Genomic DNA, 16,777 nt, shown 5'->3' with positions numbered 1-16,777 from the left:
ATGCCCGAAGGACATTCCGTCCACCGCATCGCGCGGCAGTTCGATCGCAACTTCGTCGGCAAGACGATGAGCGCGTCCAGCCCGCAGGGCCGTTTCGCCGAGGGCGCCGCCGTGCTCGACGGGCGCCAGGCCGTGAGCGTGCAGGCCGTCGGCAAGCAGATGTTCCTCGAGGCGGAGGGCGACCTCTGGCTGCGTGTGCACCTCGGCCTCTACGGCGCGTGGGACTTCGCGGGGGAGATCCTCGTCGATCCCACCATCGCGTCGGCCAACGGCCGGATGGGACAGACCAATCAGCGCGGCACCACTTTCGACGAGGCGATCCTGGACGACGCGGGTGAGAACTCCCTCGCCTCGATCGGGGCTCCGCGTCGCGCCAGGGTCCACGTGCGGATGTCCGAGCAGACCAAGGGGCTGACCGACGAGGTCGACGAATGGCCCCCGCCCGTGGTGGGTCAGGTGCGTCTCCGTCTCATGACCGACATCACCGTGGCCGACCTGCGCGGTCCCACCGCGTGCGTGCTGCAGACGCCGGAGGAGATGCTGGCGACCGTGGCCAAGCTCGGCCCCGATCCGCTCGTCGGCGATCCGGCGGAGAACGAGGAGCGGTTCGTCCGCGCCGTGCGGAAGAAGCCGACCCCGATCGCGCTGCTGCTGATGGACCAGGCGGTCGTCAGCGGCATCGGCAACGTGTACCGCGCCGAAATGCTCTACCGGCAGCGCCTGAACCCGCACACGCCGGGCCGCGACGTCCCGGAGGATGTCGTCAGGGCGCTCTGGCACGACTGGGTGCGGCTGCTGGCCATCGGTGTGGAGACCGGTCAGATGATGACCATGGACGGACTGTCTCCTGAGCAGTACCGCGCCGCGATGGCCAGCCGCGACGACCGCCACTGGGTCTACCACCGCGCCGGCCTACCGTGCCGGGTGTGCGGGACCGAGATCGCCCTGGAGGAGATCGGCGCCCGCAAGCTGTACTGGTGCCCGCGCTGTCAGGCCTGAGGGCGGGATCCCCGGGGCTTCCGCCGCTCTAGGCTGGGATCCATGCGACAGAATCCGAGCTTCACGCTCGCCGATGTGGCCGAGATCCGCCGCGTCATCGACGCCAACCCGTGGGCGACGGTGGTGAGTGCGCCTGAGGATGGTCTGGTCGCCTCGCACTATGCCGTCCTCCTCGACGACGACCGCGATGATCTGACGGTCGTGGGGCACGTGGGCCGCCCGGACGACGCCATCCACGGTCTGGGGGACCGGGAGATCCTGCTTGCCTTCCAAGGGCCGCACGGGTACGTCTCGCCGGGCTGGTACGGCGACGTCCCCGCCGTCCCCACCTGGAACTACACCGCGGTGCACCTGTCGGGCGTTCCCGAGATCCTCAGCACCGCGGAGAATCTCCGTGTGCTCGATGCCCTCGTCGCGCGGTTCGAGTCGCGCCTGCCCGACCCGCGCCTGATGTGGGAGCGTCCGAACGACGCGGCCTTCATCGAGAGACTCGAATCCGGAACGGTCGGCTTCCGCCTCGCCCCGACGAAGGTCGTCGCCAAGCGGAAGCTGAGCCAGAACAAGCCCGCGGAGACCATCGAGGCGGTGATCGCGGCGCTGCACGCCGAGGGCCCGTATGAGAACGCCGCCCTCGCCGCGGAGATGCGTCGTGCACAGGACGCACGGACGGGTGGCGGGGCGTGAGCGCCCTCGGAGTCGAGGTCGGAACGGTCCGTGCCGTCCGCCCCGTGGGTCCGGGGCGGGAGTTCCTGCTGGACGATGAGCCGGTCGACCTCCACCTCGCCCACGGACGCATCGTCGACATCGCGCCGACCGGGGCCCTGCCGGCGCGCGGCGAGGTCATCGAAGCGGACGGTGCCTGGGCGGTCCCAGGGCTGTGGGACAACCACGTGCACACCGTGCAGTGGGCTCTGGCGGCGGAGCGCGTGCCCTTGGACGGGGCGGACTCGGCCGCAGCGGCCGCGAGACTGATGCGCGACGCTCCGGTCCTCCCCGATGGAAGACGGATCGGCACGGGGTTCCGGGACGCGCTGTGGCCTGATCGGCCATCCGTGGCCGCGCTCGATGCCGAAACCGGCGTCGTGCCGACCTACCTGATCAACGCGGACGTGCACAGCGTCTGGCTGAACTCGGCGGCCTTGGCGCGCGAGGGCTTCCGCGGGGACGACGGTCTGCTCCGCGAGGAGGACGCGTTCGAGATCTCCCGCCGCCTGAATGCCGTCGACCCTGCCCACAGCGATGAGGCGGTCATCCGTGCGGGGGCGGCGGCCGCAGCGCGTGGCGTGACCGGGCTGGTCGACTTCGACATGGCGTGGAACGCCGATGCCTGGCCGCGACGGATCCTCGCGGGCTTCGCCGCGCACCGTGTCGAGTTCGCGTTCTATCGGGCGGATCTCGATCGGGCGATCACCGCGGGCCTCCGGACGGGGGAGCGCCTCGCGGTGTCGGATCCGACCGGGCTGGTCGGATCCCTCGTGCGGGTCGGGTCGTTGAAGGTCATCAGCGACGGCTCGCTCGGCACCCGTACCGCGGCCTGCTCACATTCGTACCCCGGCGACCCCGCGAACTACGGGGTGCTGACGGTGCCTCCGAACGAGCTCACGGCGCTGCTGACCACTGCGGCGGGAGCCGGGATCGAGGTCGCCGTGCACGCGATCGGCGATCGCGCCGTGACGGCGGCCCTCGACGCCTTCGGGGCCTCCGGGGCCACGGGATCGATGGAGCATGCGCAACTGGTGCGGCACGCGGATCTGGCTCGATTCGCCCGGCTCGGGGTGCGCGCGAGCGTCCAACCCCAGCATGCGGTGGACGACCGCGACCTGGTCGAGCACCACTGGGCCGGTCAGACGGCCATCGGCTATCCGCTCGCTTCGCTGCGGGCGGCAGGCGCGGAGGTGCGCTTCGGGTCCGACGCGCCGGTCGCCCCGCTCGACCCCTGGCACGCGATCTCCGCGGCCGTCTGGCGGACTGACGACGACCGTGCTGCCTGGCATCCGGAGGAGCGGCTGACGCTGGAGCAGGCGCTCGAAGCGAGTGTCCGCACATCTCTCCGTCCCGGTCAGAGCGCCGACATCGTGATCCTCGGGACGGATCCTCGCATCGCTGACGCGGCGGGGCTCCGGACGATGCCCGTCACCACGACGCTGCTCGGCGGCCGCCTCACGCACGTCGCCTGAGGCGGCGCTCACACGACGAAGGGCGGCCCCGTATCGGAGCCGCCCTTCGTCGTGAACGTGGTGTCAGGCCGCGATGTGCGACACGAGGAACCAGCGGTCCTTCTCGAGGCCGCGCTGGATCTCGATCGCCACATCCTGGCTCGTGAGGTCGACCTCGTCGAGGCCTTCCACAGCGGCCTTCACATCGACGAGGATCGCGTCGATGTCGGCGATCACGGCGCGGATCAGCTCGTCCGACTGCGCGAAGCCGGCCGGAACGCCGGTGGCGCCGGCCTTCTCGGCGACGGCGTTCACACGCGCGTCGATCGGGAGGCCCAGAGCGACGATGCGCTCGGCGGCGGTGTCGGCGAAGTCACCGGCGTGGGCGACGATCGTGTCGAGCAGCTCGTGCACGCCGACGAAGTTGGCGCCGCGGACGTGCCAGTGCGCCTGCTTGCCGTTGACGGTCAGCGCCTGGAGACCGAGGACGACGGGGGAGAGGAACTGCGCCGCACCGGCGGCGACAGTCGGGTCGATGGCGGTGGTGGAAACGGTCTGGGCCTTGCTCATCTTGTGCTCCTCCGAATGAAGTTCTCTGACTGACGAGTACAACGCTACTCAGCCTCAGACATTCCGCAAGGAAGCTGAGGCTCCACTCACTTCCGCGTGATTCCGGGGGAGTGAGGGTAGTCTCGCCTCATGAGCATCGCTGCCGGAGCCTCCGTCCTCGCCCTCCCGGATCGCATCCCCGAGCTCGACGACACGGCCTTCGTCGCGGACGGCGCCCGCATCGTGGGCGCGGTCTCGCTCGGACCCGGTGCGAGCGTCTGGTACAACGCCGTGCTCCGCGGTGACTCCTCGCCGATCGTCATCGGACCCGGCAGCAACGTGCAGGACAACGTGTCGATCCACGTCGACGCCGGGCATCCCGTCGTCGTCGGGTCACGGGTGTCCATAGGCCATAACGCGGTGGTGCACGGCTGCACGATCGGTGACGGCTCTCTCATCGGCATGGGGGCCGTCGTCCTCAGCGGTGCCGTGATCGGAGAGGGCTGCCTGATCGCCGGCGGAGCCGTGGTGCTCGGCGGGACCGAGGTGCCGCCGGGTTCCCTGGTCGCCGGTGTTCCCGCGAAGGTGCGCAGGGCGCTGTCGGACGACGAGCGTGCCTCCCTGGTGGCGAACGCGGCGATCTACCTGGAGCACGCGGCGACGCACGTCCGCGCAACGGAAGCGTAAGGCCCTGCCCCGCTAGGCTGGGCGGTACGGGGCGGTGGCCAAGCTGGTTAAGGCAGTGGGCTCATAACCCAACGATCGTCGGTTCAAGTCCGACCCGCCCTACTACCCGTCTCGTCCGTCGTAATCGTCGCCGCGTTCTCCCGTCTCTCCTCTGGAGGTCTCGACGCCCGTCAGCCTCCGGATCGGAGCAGGAGCCATGACGACCACGAGTGTGCCGAACGCGGAGACCCGTCGTCGGATCGAGGACGTGGGGCAGATCGCGTTGCGTCTCGCGATCGCGGCGAGTTTCGCCCTCGCCGTCGCCGACCGCTTCGGGCTCCTCGGCGGCCCGGGGGCTGATGGCGTGTCGTGGGGATCGTGGACGATCTTCCGTGCGTACACGGCGCAGCTCGTCCCTGTCCCCGTCGACCTGGTGGTGGACACGGCGGCCGTGCTGGCGACGGCTTTGGAAACCGTCCTCGCTCTGCTGCTGGCCGTCGGGCTGTGGACCCGGCTCGCGGCGGGAGTCGCCGCGCTGCTCACGGTGACGTTCGGCGTGACGATGCTCGTCTTCCTCGGGCCGCTTGCGCCGTTCCGATACCCGGTCTTCGTCTTCACGGCCGCCGCGATCCTGCTCGCGGGGCTGAAGCGCTACCGGTGGAGCATCGATGCGCTGCGAAAGGAGGTGCCGGGAGCGGGGAGAGACAACGATGCCCCCGGCACCAGGTAGACGGCGAATGCCTCTACAGACGGACGGACGCGTCGGAAGGGGAAGCGATCCGTCACAGGAGAGATGACGAGGTGACCGTTTCATGACGCCGTTTTCCGCAGGATCACGGCATATTGCACGTGCCGCGAGAAACCCGTTCGACCGAACCGCGTAACAGAACGCGCCGTTCTGCATCCCTTCCTGGGGACATCACTCGCGCGGAAGAAGCCATCCGCGCGAGTTCATCGATCATCTGGGGAGTCGAAAGTGCCAGTCATTCAGCATGCAATCAGATCGGGCGCGCGGGGAACGCGCCTGAGGACGTTCGTGGGTGCTCTGCTCGCGATCTGTCTGGCGGCCCTGGCGGCCGTCATCGCGACGCCGGCCACGGCCCGCGCTGCGGAGGTCGCGGGGATCACCTCGGTGACCATCACCGAACCCACCGACCAGATCAAGGTCTGGGACCGGATCGCGTTCGAAGCGACCTGGGCAGTGCCGGACACGGCGACCGCGGGAGACACGTTCCGCCTCGCCTTTCCGACGAGCCCGAGCCTGACCGGGGTGCGGGATTCCTTCGCCCTGACGGCGCCGGATGGCCAGACCGTCGGAACGTGCGAGGTGTCGACCGGTGAGCTCGTGTGCACGCTCACGGACTACGTGGACAGCCACACCGACGTCAGCGGCACCCTGCACTTCCGCGCCAGGGCGGACGAGGAGACCACACTGACGGAGATCCCGTTCACGACGGGCGGCGGAACCGTCGTCCCGGTCGACGTTCCCGGCGGGATCGGGCCGGTCCCGGAGTTCCCTGCGCCGACGACCCCGACCAAGTGGGGCGACGTGACGCTCGACGGTCGGAACATCGCGTGGGGCGTGAACATCCCGTCCTCCGCGCTGGCCGGGGAGGCTCCGACGCTCAGCGACACGTTCACGGCCGGCCTCGTGCTCGACCCCGCGTCCGTCACCGTGGCGTACGTGCTCGCGAAGGACTGGGCGGGAGGCAAGTACACCGTGTCGACGGCGCTGCAGTCGGGCAGCGACTTCACCGTCACGGAGGTCAGTTCCGAGTCGTTCACGGTGACGGTCGACGCGCCGATCGTCGCCGACGCGATCTACGTGCTCCGCTACAAGACGGCTCTGCCCGCCGACGTCCGTCCCGGTGATGCGTTCCACAACACCGTGACCGGCTCCCGGTGGGTCACCGAGAGTACGCCGGTCATCTACTCCCAGGGCGGGGGAGACGGTGAAGGGGTGCTCCCGGTCGGCGGGTTCACCGTGACCAAGGAGGTCAGCGGTTCCGGCGCGGCTCTGGTGCCCGACGACCGCGAGTTCCGGGTGGCCTACACGTATCAGCGCGCAGGACAGACGGTGGAGGGCGAGCTCGCCTTGCGATCCGGGCAGACCGATGGTCTGAAGGATCTGCCGGCCGGCACGGTCGTCACCCTGTCTGAGGTCACGCCTGCGGACGTCGACGGCGTGACCTGGCAGGCGCCGGTCTTCTCCGGCACCGATGTGGCGATCACCGATGGCGGCGCGACCGTCACCATCGCACGGGGCACGACAGTCGTGGTGACGCTCACCAACCCGACGACGGTCACGCCGCCGCCGGTCGGGGGGTTCACGGTGACCAAGAAGGTCACGGGGGCCGGGGCCTCCCTCGTTCCTGCGCACCAGACCTTCACCGTGGAGTACTCGTACGAGCTCGCCGGGCATTCCGTCACCGGTGAACTCGCGCTCCGTGCCGGCGAGAGCGAGGGACTCGCGGATCTGCCGGCGGGAACGGTCGTCACGCTCCGCGAGAAGGCGCCGATCGCCGTGGAGGGCGTCACGTGGAAGAGCCCGCACTTCACCGGCGCAGGAGTCGACGTCGGCGACGACGGCGCGACGCTCACGATCTCCGAAGACGCGACGCTCGGGGTGGTCCTCACCAATGGGACCGCCGTCACTCCGCCGCCCCCTCCGGGTGGTGAGCTCGCCTTGACCGGATCCGAGGGACCCGCCGGCCCGTTCGCCCTGGGAGCGCCGCTGCTGCTTGCGGGACTGACAGCGCTCGGCGTCCGCCATCGGGTGGCGGGTCGCGCCGGTGATTGAGGACTAGGAGAGGCCGGGCAGATCGATCGCGCGACGACTTCTTCGTCGTCGCGTGATCGATCGTGCCATTCGGCGTCTAGTGGTCGTCGAGGAGTTTCCCTCGACGACCACGCCGACGCCGCAGCGCGTCGGAGAAAGGCATCTCTCATGACCAAGACGCTCATTGCCCGTGCCTCTGCCGCCCTCGGCGTCGCGGCCGCTCTTTCGCTCGGTGGAGCGACGCTCGCTCCCGCCGCTCACGCGGAGGCGACACCTGCGGACCCGGCCGTGTCGAAGCCGCTGAGCACGGGCGTGCTCGCGCAGCGCGTCGGGCCTGCCTGTCTCTTCTTCCAGTACACGTTCAACATGAGCCCGACCGATCCCCAGGTGGGGGACACCGTGACGTACACCATGCAGTTCCTCAACAACGGCGAGGTGGACTCCACGAAGAGCGCGCTCACGTTCCGCCTGGACGGCCTCCTCGACGACTCGACCTGGGCAGCGTCGACGCTGGAAGCGACCTCCGGCCGCCCTTCCGCGGCGGAGAACGCCGTCACGTGGAACGGGCCGCTCGACGCCGGAGACGATGTCGTGCTGCGCTTCACCGGCGTGTGGACGGGCGAAGGCGATGGACTCGCGTTCCCGCGGGTCGAGTCCTACGGCTACGTGAGGTGAAAGCGGGGCGGAGTCCTGTTTTCCACGGTATCCGCGGCGACGTGGCGCGCTCGTCGTCGAGAGGCTGAACGGACACCGACCGAAAGGCAGCCATGCAGCTCTCCACGGATTCCGAAGCCATCGTCCGCGCCACCGCGGGCGTCGTCGCCTCTCACGCCGACGAGATCACCACCCTGTTCTATCGGCGCATGTTCGAGGCGCATCCGGAGCTGTTGAACGTCTTCAACCGCGCGCATCAGGCGCAGGGCGATCAGCCCAAGGCACTGGCGGCGTCCGTCGTGGCGTTCGCCGTCCACCTCATCGATCCCGACGCGCCGGACTTCTCCCCGGTGATGCGACGTATCGCCCACCGCCACGTCTCGCTGGGGGTGTCGGCCCGTCAGTACACGATCGTGGGCCGCTATCTCCTGGCCGCCGTCGATGAGGTCCTCGGCGAGGCGGTCACACCGGCGGTGCACGCCGCGTGGGATAAGGTGTACTGGCTCTTCGGCTGCTCGCTCATCGCGGAGGAGGCGCGGCTCTACGCGGAGGCGGGCACAGACCCGGACCACCCGTGGCGGCCGCACCGCGTCATCGAGCGGGTGGAGGAGGCCCGCGACGTCATCTCCCTCGTCCTGGAGCCGGTGGACGGTCAGCGGGCGCCCCATCGGACCGGGCAGTACGTGGCCGTCGCCGTCGACCTCCCGGACGGCACGCGCCAGCCCCGGCAGTACACGATCTCCTCGTCTGCACCCGGGGCAGCGCTGCGCGTCACCGTGAAGCGTGTGCGTGGTGTGGACGGCGCACCGGACGGTCAGGTGTCGACCTGGCTGCACGAGAACGCGCAGGTCGGTACGGTACTCGATGTCTCCCAGCCCGCCGGCGACCTGCTCCTCGACGACTCCGATGACGCGCTGGTCCTGATCTCGGCGGGAATCGGCATCACTCCCGTCGCGGCGATGGTGGACGACCTCGCACAGCGGCGTCCCGACCGGCCGGTGCACCTGTTCCATGTGGACCGGGAGCCGGACACGCACGCCCTCGTCTCTGCCGTGCGCGGTCGTGCGCAGCATCTGAGCGACGTCCGCGCCCTGACCTGGTACACGGCGGGCGTGGAGGAGGGGCCGTCGGTGCGGTCCGGCCGGATGGATCTCGCCGGCATCGACCTTCCGCCGACGGCACGCGTCTTCCTCTGTGGGCCGCTGTCGTTCATGCAAGCCGTTCGGGGCGCACTGACGGCCCGCGGGATCGAGCCGGACCGTATCGACTACGAGGTCTTCGGCCCTGACCTCTGGGCCCGGCGCCCGGAGTCCGGTGCGGCCTGAGAGTCCCGGAGACCTGAGCGTGGCCGTGTCAAGCCCCTCCTCGACGCCACGAGGCGCTGCCATGCTCCCCGAGAGCGGCACCGCGCCGCGGAACGGGAGAGACAATGAGCATCGGCAGCGGAATCGCGCTCTTCGTCATCGGAGCGATCCTCGTGTTCGCGATCAACGTCGACGTGCCGTGGGTCAACCTGGACATGGTCGGCTACATCCTCATGGGTGCCGGCGTGATCATCTTCCTCATCGGCATCGTGCTACTCGCCCGCCGACGTCGCACGGAGACCGTGTCGCGCACGTACGTCGACCCGGCGACGGGGGAGCCCACGACCCGGCGTTCGGTCAGCTCCAGTTCGGACGAGGGCCTCTGAGCTGACTCATTCGGAAACGAGAAGGGCCGCGGGGAAACCCGCGGCCCTTCTCGTCAGACGACGTCTGCGCCTTCGAGATGTTCCTCGACGAGGGTGATGCCTCCGCTCGAGTTCGCGGAGTGCGCGAGTTCCTCGATCCAGCGACGGCTCAGCTCGGGCGTCTCGGCCTCGTCGAAGACGAACCGGAGAGGGATGGACGGGTGCAGCCACAGCGTGGAGCGGCCGGGGGCGTCGCCCTCGGGGTGGCGCCAGGAGAGGGTGAAGCTCTCGTTGCGCCGCAGCTTGGTGGCGATGACGACCTTGAGGTGCGCGAGTGCGCGGTCTTCGATCTGGATCGGCGTCTGGGTGTCGCCGTAGTACAGGCTGCCCATCGTCAGCCGACCTTCGCGCGGGAGGCGGGGGTGTTCATGGCGCTCCTTCGGAACGTGCAGGGGGAAGACGGCAGACCGCTCCCGGGGATACTTGGACTCTACCCAATTTGCGCACGACATCGTGCGCATCGCCGGGACTCGCCGTCGGGCGCGAACAGAGTATGCGCGCGGTGTCAGTCCGGCGTCACAGGGCCGCCAGGACGGGCGGATTCCCGTACGCCTCGCGATAGGCGATGGCAAACCGGGAGACATTGCTGAAACCCCATCGGCGGGCGACGGCCGACACGGAGGCTCCCTTGCCGTGTCGCAGATCCCGATGCGCGCCATCGAGCCGAGCACGCCTCAGGGCCTCGTTCGGTGTGATGTCGAGTGCGCGGCGGAACGCATACTGCAGGCCACGCGTGGACATGTACGCGGCCGCGGCGACGTCGTCGACCGTGATCGGCAGATGTGCGTTGTCCTCGATGTACGCCAGGGCACGACGCACCGAGGTCGGTGCCGCAGAGCGCTGCGCGGGACGGTGCAGCGACTCGCTGAACGTGGTGGGGAACGCCGACATCGTCAGCAGGAGGGCGTGGCGTTCGAGTTCTGCGGCGATGAGAGGGGCGGCGCCGTCCGGTCCGAACGAGCCGTCGATATAGGAGAACATCTGCTCCCACCGCGCTCCGTCCTCCCGCGTATGCGGAGCGAGCCCGGTGGCCCGGAGCTCGAGGCGGTCGTCGCCGGTGATCTGCCTGATCGAGTCGCGCGCTGCGGTCCGATCGAACACGAGGGCCCGGACCCGGGCCACCTGATTCCATTTCGCTTCCACGCGGACGCCGTCCGTCAGCCACGGCTGGGCGGCGTCCAGTCCCTGGCGCCCCGACCAGATCCGGGCATCGGCGGCATCCACGCGGCACACCAGCAGCTGATCCTCGGGCTCGGCGCGGGAGTGCACCTGGGCGGCGAGCTGGTAACGGACCAGCGACATCGAGGGTGCCTCCACCGAGCGCCAATCGAAGCGGAACCGGCGCGGGTCCACGTCCTGCAGGGTCGCCGAGGGCACGAACTGCTGCCAGGTGGTCTCCACCTGCTCGATGTCCGTGGATGTGAACTGCACCGACACTCCTTGCTGCGCCCTCTTCCGGGCGGCCGGGGCTTCTTGGACAGTAGCCCATGCCACTGACAGCACGGTGGGGATGCTCCGCGGGCCCGCGGGCGGGCCGCGCGGTCGGGGCCTCGTAGACTCGGATCATGAGTGTGCCTTCCCCGTATGCGGAGCGATTGAGCCGGATTCCGGTGCAGCGCCATGAGGTGGAGGTCCGCGGCGGATCGACGGCGTACTGGGCGTACGGTCCGGACGACGCCGAGACGACCGTCATCGCGGTCCACGGCTTCCGGGGCGAGCACCACGGTCTCGAGTCGGTCCTGGCCTTCCTGCCTGAACTCCGGGTGCTGGCTCCCGACCTCCCCGGATTCGGGGAGTCCGCGCCGTTGCCCGGTCGCCGCCACGATCTGGCGGAGTACGCTGGATGGCTCACCGACTTCACGGCGGCCACGGCACCTGGTGCCGTGATCCTCGGCCATTCGTTCGGTTCCATCGTGACCGCCGCCGCCGTCGCCGGGGGGCTGGAGACCCCGCGGCTGATCCTCGTGAACCCCATCGGCGCGCCCGCGCTGGAGGGACCGAAGGGCATCATGACCCGACTGGCGGTGCTGTACTACGCTCTCGGTGCCAAGCTTCCGCCGCGGATCGGCACCGCGCTCCTGCGCAACCGGGTGATCGTCCGTGTCATGAGCGTGACCATGGCGAAGACGCGGGATCCGGAGCTGCGTCGCTTCATCCACGACCAGCACGACACCTACTTCTCGCGGTTCTCCGACCGGGAGGTCCTGCACGACGCGTTCGTCGCGAGCGTCTCCCACGACGTCAGGGAGTTCGCGCCGTCGATCGACGTTCCCACGCTCCTGATCGCCGCCCAGAAGGACGACATCACCCCGATCGAGGCGGAGCGCGCGCTGGTCACTCTCTTCCCGGACGCGTCCCTCGTCGAGATCGCGCACGTGGGTCACCTGATCCACTACGAGACCCCGGCCGAGGCGGCCGGAGCGGTCCGTCGGTTCCTCAGGATTCCCGTCGCGCGAGGCCGATGAGTCCGGCCACCCGGAACGGGATCACCTCGCCCATCGCGAGCGAGGTCTCCGTGCGCTCCACGCCCTCGATCGAGAGGATCCGGGCGTCCGTGTCGAACAGGTGACGCGCGTCGCGGCATGCCACGCGCGCCAACAGGTCGATGGAGCCGCTCAGGCCGTGCGCCTGGACGACCTCCGGGATGCGCGCGAGCTCGTTGATGATCCGGGGAAGCTCGGTCTGGCGGACGCCGATGCTGACGAACGCCTGCAGCGGGAACCCCAGGACATCGGGGGAGAAGGCGCGCTCGTAGGAGAGGAACACGCCGCTCTGCTCCAACCGCGCCATCCGCGCCTGGATGGTGTTCCGCGACAGGCTCATGCGCTCTGCGAGAGCGACGATGGTCACGCGCGGGTCGTCGGCGAGCGCGGCGAGAAGCTCCAGGTCGATCCGGTCCAGTCCAGGCATAGTGCCAAACCCTAGCAGCACGCGACCGGAGAAAAATGAGCAACATGCTCAATCCAGATTGAGTTGCTTGAGCGAGGTGTTCACCGGACGTACCCTCAGACCATGCCGGTGATGACGCTGGCACCATTGCGCGTCGCCCCACGAGGGCCGCCAGGGACGAGGAGGACGATGATGTCGCCGCAGACCACCCCCATTGCGGACACCGCCCAGGATCTGGAGCTGTCGGAGCGCATCCTCGCTCCGGACGGGACCCGTGTCGCCAACGACCGCCTCGACCCGTTCGTCACCGATGTCGACGCCGCGCAGCTGCGGGCACTGCACCGCGACATGGTCATCCTCCGCCGCATCGATGCCGAGGGCGTGGCCCTTCAGCGTCAGGGGCAGCTGGGACTCTGGGCGCCGTGCCAGGGCCAGGAAGCCACGCAGATCGGTACGGCCAGAGCGCTCGATCCGCAGGACTACGTCTTCCCGAGTTACCGGGAGACCGGCGTGATCTACGCGCGCGGCGCGCAGCCGGGGGACTACGTGCGGATGTGGCGCGGTGAAGAAGGGGCGGCCTACGATCCCGCCGCCCTCCGCGTCGCTCCGTTGCAGATCATCATCGGCGCCCAGACCCTGCACGCGGTCGGGTACGCGCTCGGCATCCAGCATGAGAAGGCATCGGAGGTCGCCGTGACCTACTTCGGTGATGGGGCGACCAGCCAGGGGGATGTGAACGAGGCGATGATCTTCGCCGCGTCGTATCAGGCGCCGGTCGTCTTCGTCTGTCAGAACAACCACTGGGCCATCTCCGAGCCGGTCGCCGTGCAGTCGCAGTATCCGATCGCCGGGCGCGCGCCCGGGTTCGGGATCCCGAGCCTCCGTGTGGACGGGAACGACGTCCTCGCCTGCCTGGCGGCGATGCGCTGGGCGTTGGCCCACGCGCGCTCCGGGAAAGGCCCGGCCTACATCGAGGCCGTGACATATCGGATGGGCCCGCACACCACCGCGGACGACCCCACCCGGTACCGGGACGAGGCCGAGCTGGAGTCCTGGCGCCGCCGCGACCCCATCACGCGACTGGAGGCGTACCTCCGTGCGACCGGGGACCTCACCGAGGAGCATCTCGCCGAGACGCAGGCGGCTGCGGACGCGGTCGCCAAGGAGATGCGCGCGACCTGCCTCGGCATGGTCACCCGTCCGCCGCTGGCGGTGTTCGACGGCGTCTATGCCGAGCCGCACACGGGCCTGGAGCGGCAGCGCGACGAGTACGCGGCATACCTCGCGTCGTTCGAGGGCGAGGCGTGACCATGACCGAACTCACTCTCGGCAAGGCGCTGGGCGCCGGCCTCCGTCAGGCGATGCGCGACGACGAGAAGGTGGTGCTCCTGGGCGAGGACATCGGCAAGCTCGGCGGCGTCTTCCGGATCACCGACGGCCTCCTCGACGAGTTCGGGGCGGCCAGGGTCATCGACACACCGCTCGCGGAGTCCGGGATCGTCGGCACGGCCGTCGGTCTCGCGTTCCGCGGCTACCGCCCGGTCGTCGAGATCCAGTTCGACGGGTTCGTCTACCCCGCCTTCGACCAGATCGTCTCGCAGGTCGCCAAGCTGCACTACCGCACCCAGGGGCGGGTGAAGATGCCGATCACGATCCGGATCCCGTGGGCCGGCGGAATCGGTGCCGCCGAGCATCATTCGGAGTCGCCGGAGGCCTTCTTCGCCCACACGGCGGGCCTCCGTGTCGTCGCCGTCTCGAACCCGGAGGACGCCTATCGGAGCCTCCGGCAGGCGATCGCGTCGGACGACCCCGTCGTGTTCTTCGAGCCGAAGCGGCTCTATCACCACAAGGGCGAGGTCGACCTCGAGGCACCGCTCGCGGATGCGCCGCCGATGGGACTCGCCCGGGTCGTGCGCTCCGGGACGGACGTCACGGTCCTCACCTACGGAGCCATGGTGAGCACCGCGCTGCAGGCGGCGGAGGCCGCGGAAGACGAGGGCGTCGCCCTGGAGGTCATCGACCTGCGATCGCTCTCTCCGGTGGACTACGACTCCATCGCCGCCTCGGTGCGGAAGACCGGGCGTGTGATCGTGGCGCATGAGGCCTCCCGGGAAGCCGGCCTCGCCGCGGAGGTCATCGCGAGCGTGACCGAGCTCTGCTTCGAGTACCTCGAATCCCCTCCGCTGCGGGTCACCGGGCATGACGTGCCGTACCCGCCTGCCAAGCTCGAGAAGTACCACCTGCCGGATCTCGACCGGATCCTCGATGCGGTCGATCGCGTGATGGATCGCCCGCACAGCCTGACGGGAGCGGACGCATGATCGCCGAATTCCGTCTCCCCGACCTCGGCGAAGGACTCACCGAGGCGGAGGTCGTGCAGTGGCTCGTCGCGCCGGGCGACAGCGTCGCGCTGAATCAGACCCTCGCGGAGGTCGAGACGGCCAAGGCCGTCATCGAGCTGCCGTCGCCCTATGAAGGCACGGTGTCGACCCTGCACGCGCACGCGGGAGAGACCGTCGCCGTGGGAGCACCGCTGATCGCCTTCGACATCGAGGGGGACGATCCTCCGGCGGCGCCGTCCGGTGGCGAGGAGGTGGCCTCCGCGGAGAAGGCGCAGCCGAACCTCGTGGGCTACGGAGCCGCCCCGACATCGAGTGGACGCCCCGCGCGCCGGGTGCGGCGCCGGAGTGCCGCCCAGGTGGCCTCGGCGGCCGACACCGCCGTTCTCGAGGCAGCGCCGCACGACGCGACGCCATCGGTCGCGATCGAGCCCGTTCTGGAGCGACCACGGTCCACCCCTCCGGTGCGCGCCTACGCCAAGCGACGGGGCGTCGACCTCGTCCTCGTCGCTGCGGAAGTCGGTGACCGAGTGATCACGAGGGCAGACGTGGATGCGTACGCGGAGCGTGTCGGAGCGGAGCCGTCACGGCCCGCCGGGACGCCTGAGCGCGAGACCACCGCGGCCTCCGGCACCCTTCCGCGCGCGGAGGGGAGGCCGCGGGAGACGCGCGTCCCGATCCGCGGGGTCCGCAAGCACACGGCAGCGGCGATGGTGCAGAGCGCGTTCACCGCCCCGCACGTCACGGTCTTCCACACGGTCGATGTGACCGCGACCATGGAGATGCTGGCACGTCTCCGCGAGGACCGAGCGCTTGCGGAGCACCGGATCGGCCCGCTCGCCGTCGTCGCGAAGGCCGTCTGTCTCGCTCTGCGCCGGGCGCCCGGCCTGAATGCGCGCTGGGATGAGGAGTCCGGCGAGATCGTCCACTACAGCTATGTCGACCTGGGGATCGCCGCGGCGACCGATCGGGGTCTCATCGTGCCGATGATCCGGGATGCGGAGCGGATGAACCTGGTGGAGCTGTCGACCGCGGTCAGGCGGCTCGCCGACACCGCTCGCGCAGGGAAGACCTCCCCGGCCGAGCTCGCCGGGGGCACGTTCTCCCTGTCGAACATCGGGGTGTTCGGGGTGGAGGCCGGAACGCCGATCCTCCCGCCAGGGCAGTCTGGGATCCTCGCGGTCGGCGCGGTGCGGCGGCAGCCGTGGGAGTACCGCGGTGAGATCGCACTCCGTCAGCTCATGACGCTGAGTCTGTCCTTCGATCATCGCCTCGTCGACGGGGCCGAGGGCGCGACGTTCCTCAAGGACGTGGCCGACATCCTCGAGGATCCGGGACGGGCGATGCTGCTCAGCTAGCGGCGCGCAGTGCAGCCTCGGCCATCGCGACCAGCACGGTCGCGGTGGCCGTGTGCCTTCTCGTCGCGGCCCGCGTGCTGTGCGGGGTCGAGTTGATGAGACCGAAGCACGCCTGCACGCGGAGCCGGAGTTCGTCCCGGTCGAGCGGTTCCGGACGCTCGAGCGCGGCGAGAGCGTCCATCCAGAGCTCGATGTAGGCGCGTTGCAGTCGGCGGACCTCGGCGCGATCGTCCTCGTCGAGGAAGGCGAGATCGCGATCCTGCACCTGGATGACCTCGGCGTTGCCGAGCGCGAACTCCACATGGAAGCGGATGAGCCCGCGCATGCGCTCGTCGGGTGCGCTCGTCTCCTCGGACACGCGTCGTCCGCCCGCGACGAGGTCCTGGCTGACCTTCACCAGGACCGCTCCGAGAAGGGCCTGCTTCCCGGCGAAGTGGCGGTACACCGCGGGCCCGGACACACCGACGGCAGCGCCGATGTCCTCCAGGCTCACCCCGCTGTACCCGCGCGCGGCGAAGAGCCGAGCCGCGGCATGCAGAAGGGCGTCGGAGCGTTCTGCCTTGGCGCGGTCACGGGCGGTGGCGGGGCTTGTCATCTCAGTTAATCCTCGCTAACCTGAATCGACGGGTTAGTGAACACTAACCGAGAATGCATGCAGC

18 protein-coding genes, 1 tRNA gene and 1 pseudogene are annotated in these 16,777 nt (G+C 69.6%); 15 read left to right on the top strand and 5 right to left on the bottom strand.

The window, feature by feature from the left end; translation table 11 throughout:
* The 3 genes from ACIGJI_RS01675 to ACIGJI_RS01665 are packed head-to-tail and all read left to right on the top strand — an operon-like array spanning position 1 to position 3,176.
* Positions 1–999: an Fpg/Nei family DNA glycosylase gene (locus ACIGJI_RS01675; protein WP_259951554.1), complete on the top strand. Its 999-nt coding sequence runs from the start codon at positions 1–3 to the stop codon at positions 997–999.
* 42 nt (positions 1,000–1,041) lie between these two features.
* Positions 1,042–1,683 carry an FMN-binding negative transcriptional regulator gene (locus tag ACIGJI_RS01670; protein WP_259951553.1) on the top strand — a complete coding sequence of 214 codons (642 nt, stop codon included), beginning with the start codon at positions 1,042–1,044 and terminating at the stop codon, positions 1,681–1,683.
* Entirely contained in the window at positions 1,680–3,176 is a 1,497-nt protein-coding gene (locus ACIGJI_RS01665) for an amidohydrolase family protein (RefSeq protein WP_363444057.1), read from the top strand. The genes ACIGJI_RS01670 and ACIGJI_RS01665 overlap by 4 nt, the downstream gene beginning before the upstream one ends.
* Before the next feature lie 63 nt (positions 3,177–3,239).
* On the opposite strand, the gene ACIGJI_RS01660 is transcribed toward ACIGJI_RS01665, so the two are convergent.
* Complete coding sequence (locus ACIGJI_RS01660; RefSeq protein ID WP_025103404.1) at positions 3,240–3,725, bottom strand: Dps family protein; 486 nt, start codon at positions 3,723–3,725, stop codon at positions 3,240–3,242.
* A gap of 129 nt (positions 3,726–3,854) precedes the next feature.
* Here ACIGJI_RS01660 and ACIGJI_RS01655 point away from each other — a divergent pair, with 129 nt between their 5' ends.
* From ACIGJI_RS01655 to ACIGJI_RS01620, 8 genes and pseudogenes are all read left to right on the top strand, one after another.
* On the top strand, positions 3,855–4,391 hold the full coding sequence (locus ACIGJI_RS01655) for a gamma carbonic anhydrase family protein (RefSeq protein ID WP_363444054.1): 537 nt from the start codon (positions 3,855–3,857) through the stop codon (positions 4,389–4,391).
* A 28-nt stretch (positions 4,392–4,419) separates the two neighbouring features.
* Positions 4,420–4,493: transfer RNA gene (locus ACIGJI_RS01650), tRNA-Ile, on the top strand.
* Positions 4,494–4,587: 94 nt separating this feature from the next.
* A complete protein-coding gene (locus tag ACIGJI_RS01645) occupies positions 4,588–5,100 on the top strand; it encodes a hypothetical protein (RefSeq protein WP_363444051.1) in 513 nt (170 codons plus the stop codon).
* 306 nt (positions 5,101–5,406) lie between these two features.
* Positions 5,407–7,170, top strand: a complete 1,764-nt coding sequence (locus ACIGJI_RS01640; RefSeq protein WP_363444048.1) for a DUF5979 domain-containing protein — start codon at positions 5,407–5,409, stop codon at positions 7,168–7,170.
* Between the two features lie 147 nt (positions 7,171–7,317).
* Positions 7,318–7,824, top strand: a complete 507-nt coding sequence (locus tag ACIGJI_RS01635; RefSeq protein ID WP_268776338.1) for a hypothetical protein — start codon at positions 7,318–7,320, stop codon at positions 7,822–7,824.
* 89 nt (positions 7,825–7,913) lie between these two features.
* Positions 7,914–8,294: pseudogene (locus tag ACIGJI_RS01630) on the top strand (globin domain-containing protein); the annotation flags it as partial.
* Positions 8,277–9,128: a hypothetical protein gene (locus tag ACIGJI_RS01625; protein ID WP_363444587.1), complete on the top strand. Its 852-nt coding sequence runs from the start codon at positions 8,277–8,279 to the stop codon at positions 9,126–9,128. The pseudogene ACIGJI_RS01630 and the gene ACIGJI_RS01625, both read left to right, overlap by 18 nt.
* A 104-nt stretch (positions 9,129–9,232) precedes the next feature.
* On the top strand, positions 9,233–9,493 hold the full coding sequence (locus tag ACIGJI_RS01620) for a DUF6458 family protein (protein ID WP_187664041.1): 261 nt from the start codon (positions 9,233–9,235) through the stop codon (positions 9,491–9,493).
* 53 nt (positions 9,494–9,546) lie between these two features.
* Here ACIGJI_RS01620 and ACIGJI_RS01615 read toward each other — a convergent pair whose 3' ends face one another.
* Both ACIGJI_RS01615 and ACIGJI_RS01610 read right to left on the bottom strand, forming a co-directional pair.
* On the bottom strand, positions 9,547–9,864 hold the full coding sequence (locus ACIGJI_RS01615; protein ID WP_060921991.1) for a hypothetical protein: 318 nt from the start codon (positions 9,862–9,864) through the stop codon (positions 9,547–9,549).
* 184 nt (positions 9,865–10,048) lie between these two features.
* Positions 10,049–10,963 (bottom strand): AraC family transcriptional regulator, encoded by a 915-nt coding sequence (locus ACIGJI_RS01610; RefSeq protein WP_363444045.1) that lies wholly within the window; start codon positions 10,961–10,963, stop codon positions 10,049–10,051.
* A 134-nt stretch (positions 10,964–11,097) separates the two neighbouring features.
* Between ACIGJI_RS01610 and ACIGJI_RS01605 the strand changes: the two genes are divergently transcribed.
* Complete coding sequence (locus ACIGJI_RS01605) at positions 11,098–11,997, top strand: alpha/beta fold hydrolase (RefSeq protein ID WP_187664043.1); 900 nt, start codon at positions 11,098–11,100, stop codon at positions 11,995–11,997.
* On the opposite strand, the gene ACIGJI_RS01600 is transcribed toward ACIGJI_RS01605, so the two are convergent.
* On the bottom strand, positions 11,969–12,442 hold the full coding sequence (locus tag ACIGJI_RS01600; protein WP_025103414.1) for an Lrp/AsnC family transcriptional regulator: 474 nt from the start codon (positions 12,440–12,442) through the stop codon (positions 11,969–11,971). The genes ACIGJI_RS01605 and ACIGJI_RS01600 overlap by 29 nt on opposite strands.
* Positions 12,443–12,613: 171 nt before the next feature.
* Between ACIGJI_RS01600 and pdhA the strand changes: the two genes are divergently transcribed.
* Genes pdhA through ACIGJI_RS01585 form a run of 3 tightly spaced genes read left to right on the top strand, consistent with a single transcriptional unit; the run spans position 12,614 to position 16,118 of the window.
* Positions 12,614–13,729: a pyruvate dehydrogenase (acetyl-transferring) E1 component subunit alpha gene (gene pdhA / locus ACIGJI_RS01595; RefSeq protein ID WP_363444584.1), complete on the top strand. Its 1,116-nt coding sequence runs from the start codon at positions 12,614–12,616 to the stop codon at positions 13,727–13,729.
* 2 nt (positions 13,730–13,731) lie between these two features.
* Positions 13,732–14,742, top strand: a complete 1,011-nt coding sequence (locus ACIGJI_RS01590; protein WP_363444041.1) for an alpha-ketoacid dehydrogenase subunit beta — start codon at positions 13,732–13,734, stop codon at positions 14,740–14,742.
* A complete protein-coding gene (locus tag ACIGJI_RS01585) occupies positions 14,739–16,118 on the top strand; it encodes a dihydrolipoamide acetyltransferase family protein (RefSeq protein WP_366243675.1) in 1,380 nt (459 codons plus the stop codon). The genes ACIGJI_RS01590 and ACIGJI_RS01585 overlap by 4 nt, the downstream gene beginning before the upstream one ends.
* Here ACIGJI_RS01585 and ACIGJI_RS01580 read toward each other — a convergent pair.
* Positions 16,111–16,713 carry a TetR/AcrR family transcriptional regulator gene (locus ACIGJI_RS01580; protein WP_259951545.1) on the bottom strand — a complete coding sequence of 201 codons (603 nt, stop codon included), beginning with the start codon at positions 16,711–16,713 and terminating at the stop codon, positions 16,111–16,113. The two genes, ACIGJI_RS01585 and ACIGJI_RS01580, sit on opposite strands and share 8 nt — an antisense overlap.
* Positions 16,714–16,777 lie beyond the last annotated feature (64 nt).

This window comes from Microbacterium sp. NPDC064978, assembly GCF_044543605.1.
GTDB classification, from domain to species: Bacteria; Actinomycetota; Actinomycetes; order Actinomycetales; family Microbacteriaceae; genus Microbacterium; species Microbacterium meiriae.
The sequence above is the reverse complement of the archived record's forward strand: the minus strand, read 5'-3'. Positions and strand labels throughout refer to the sequence as shown.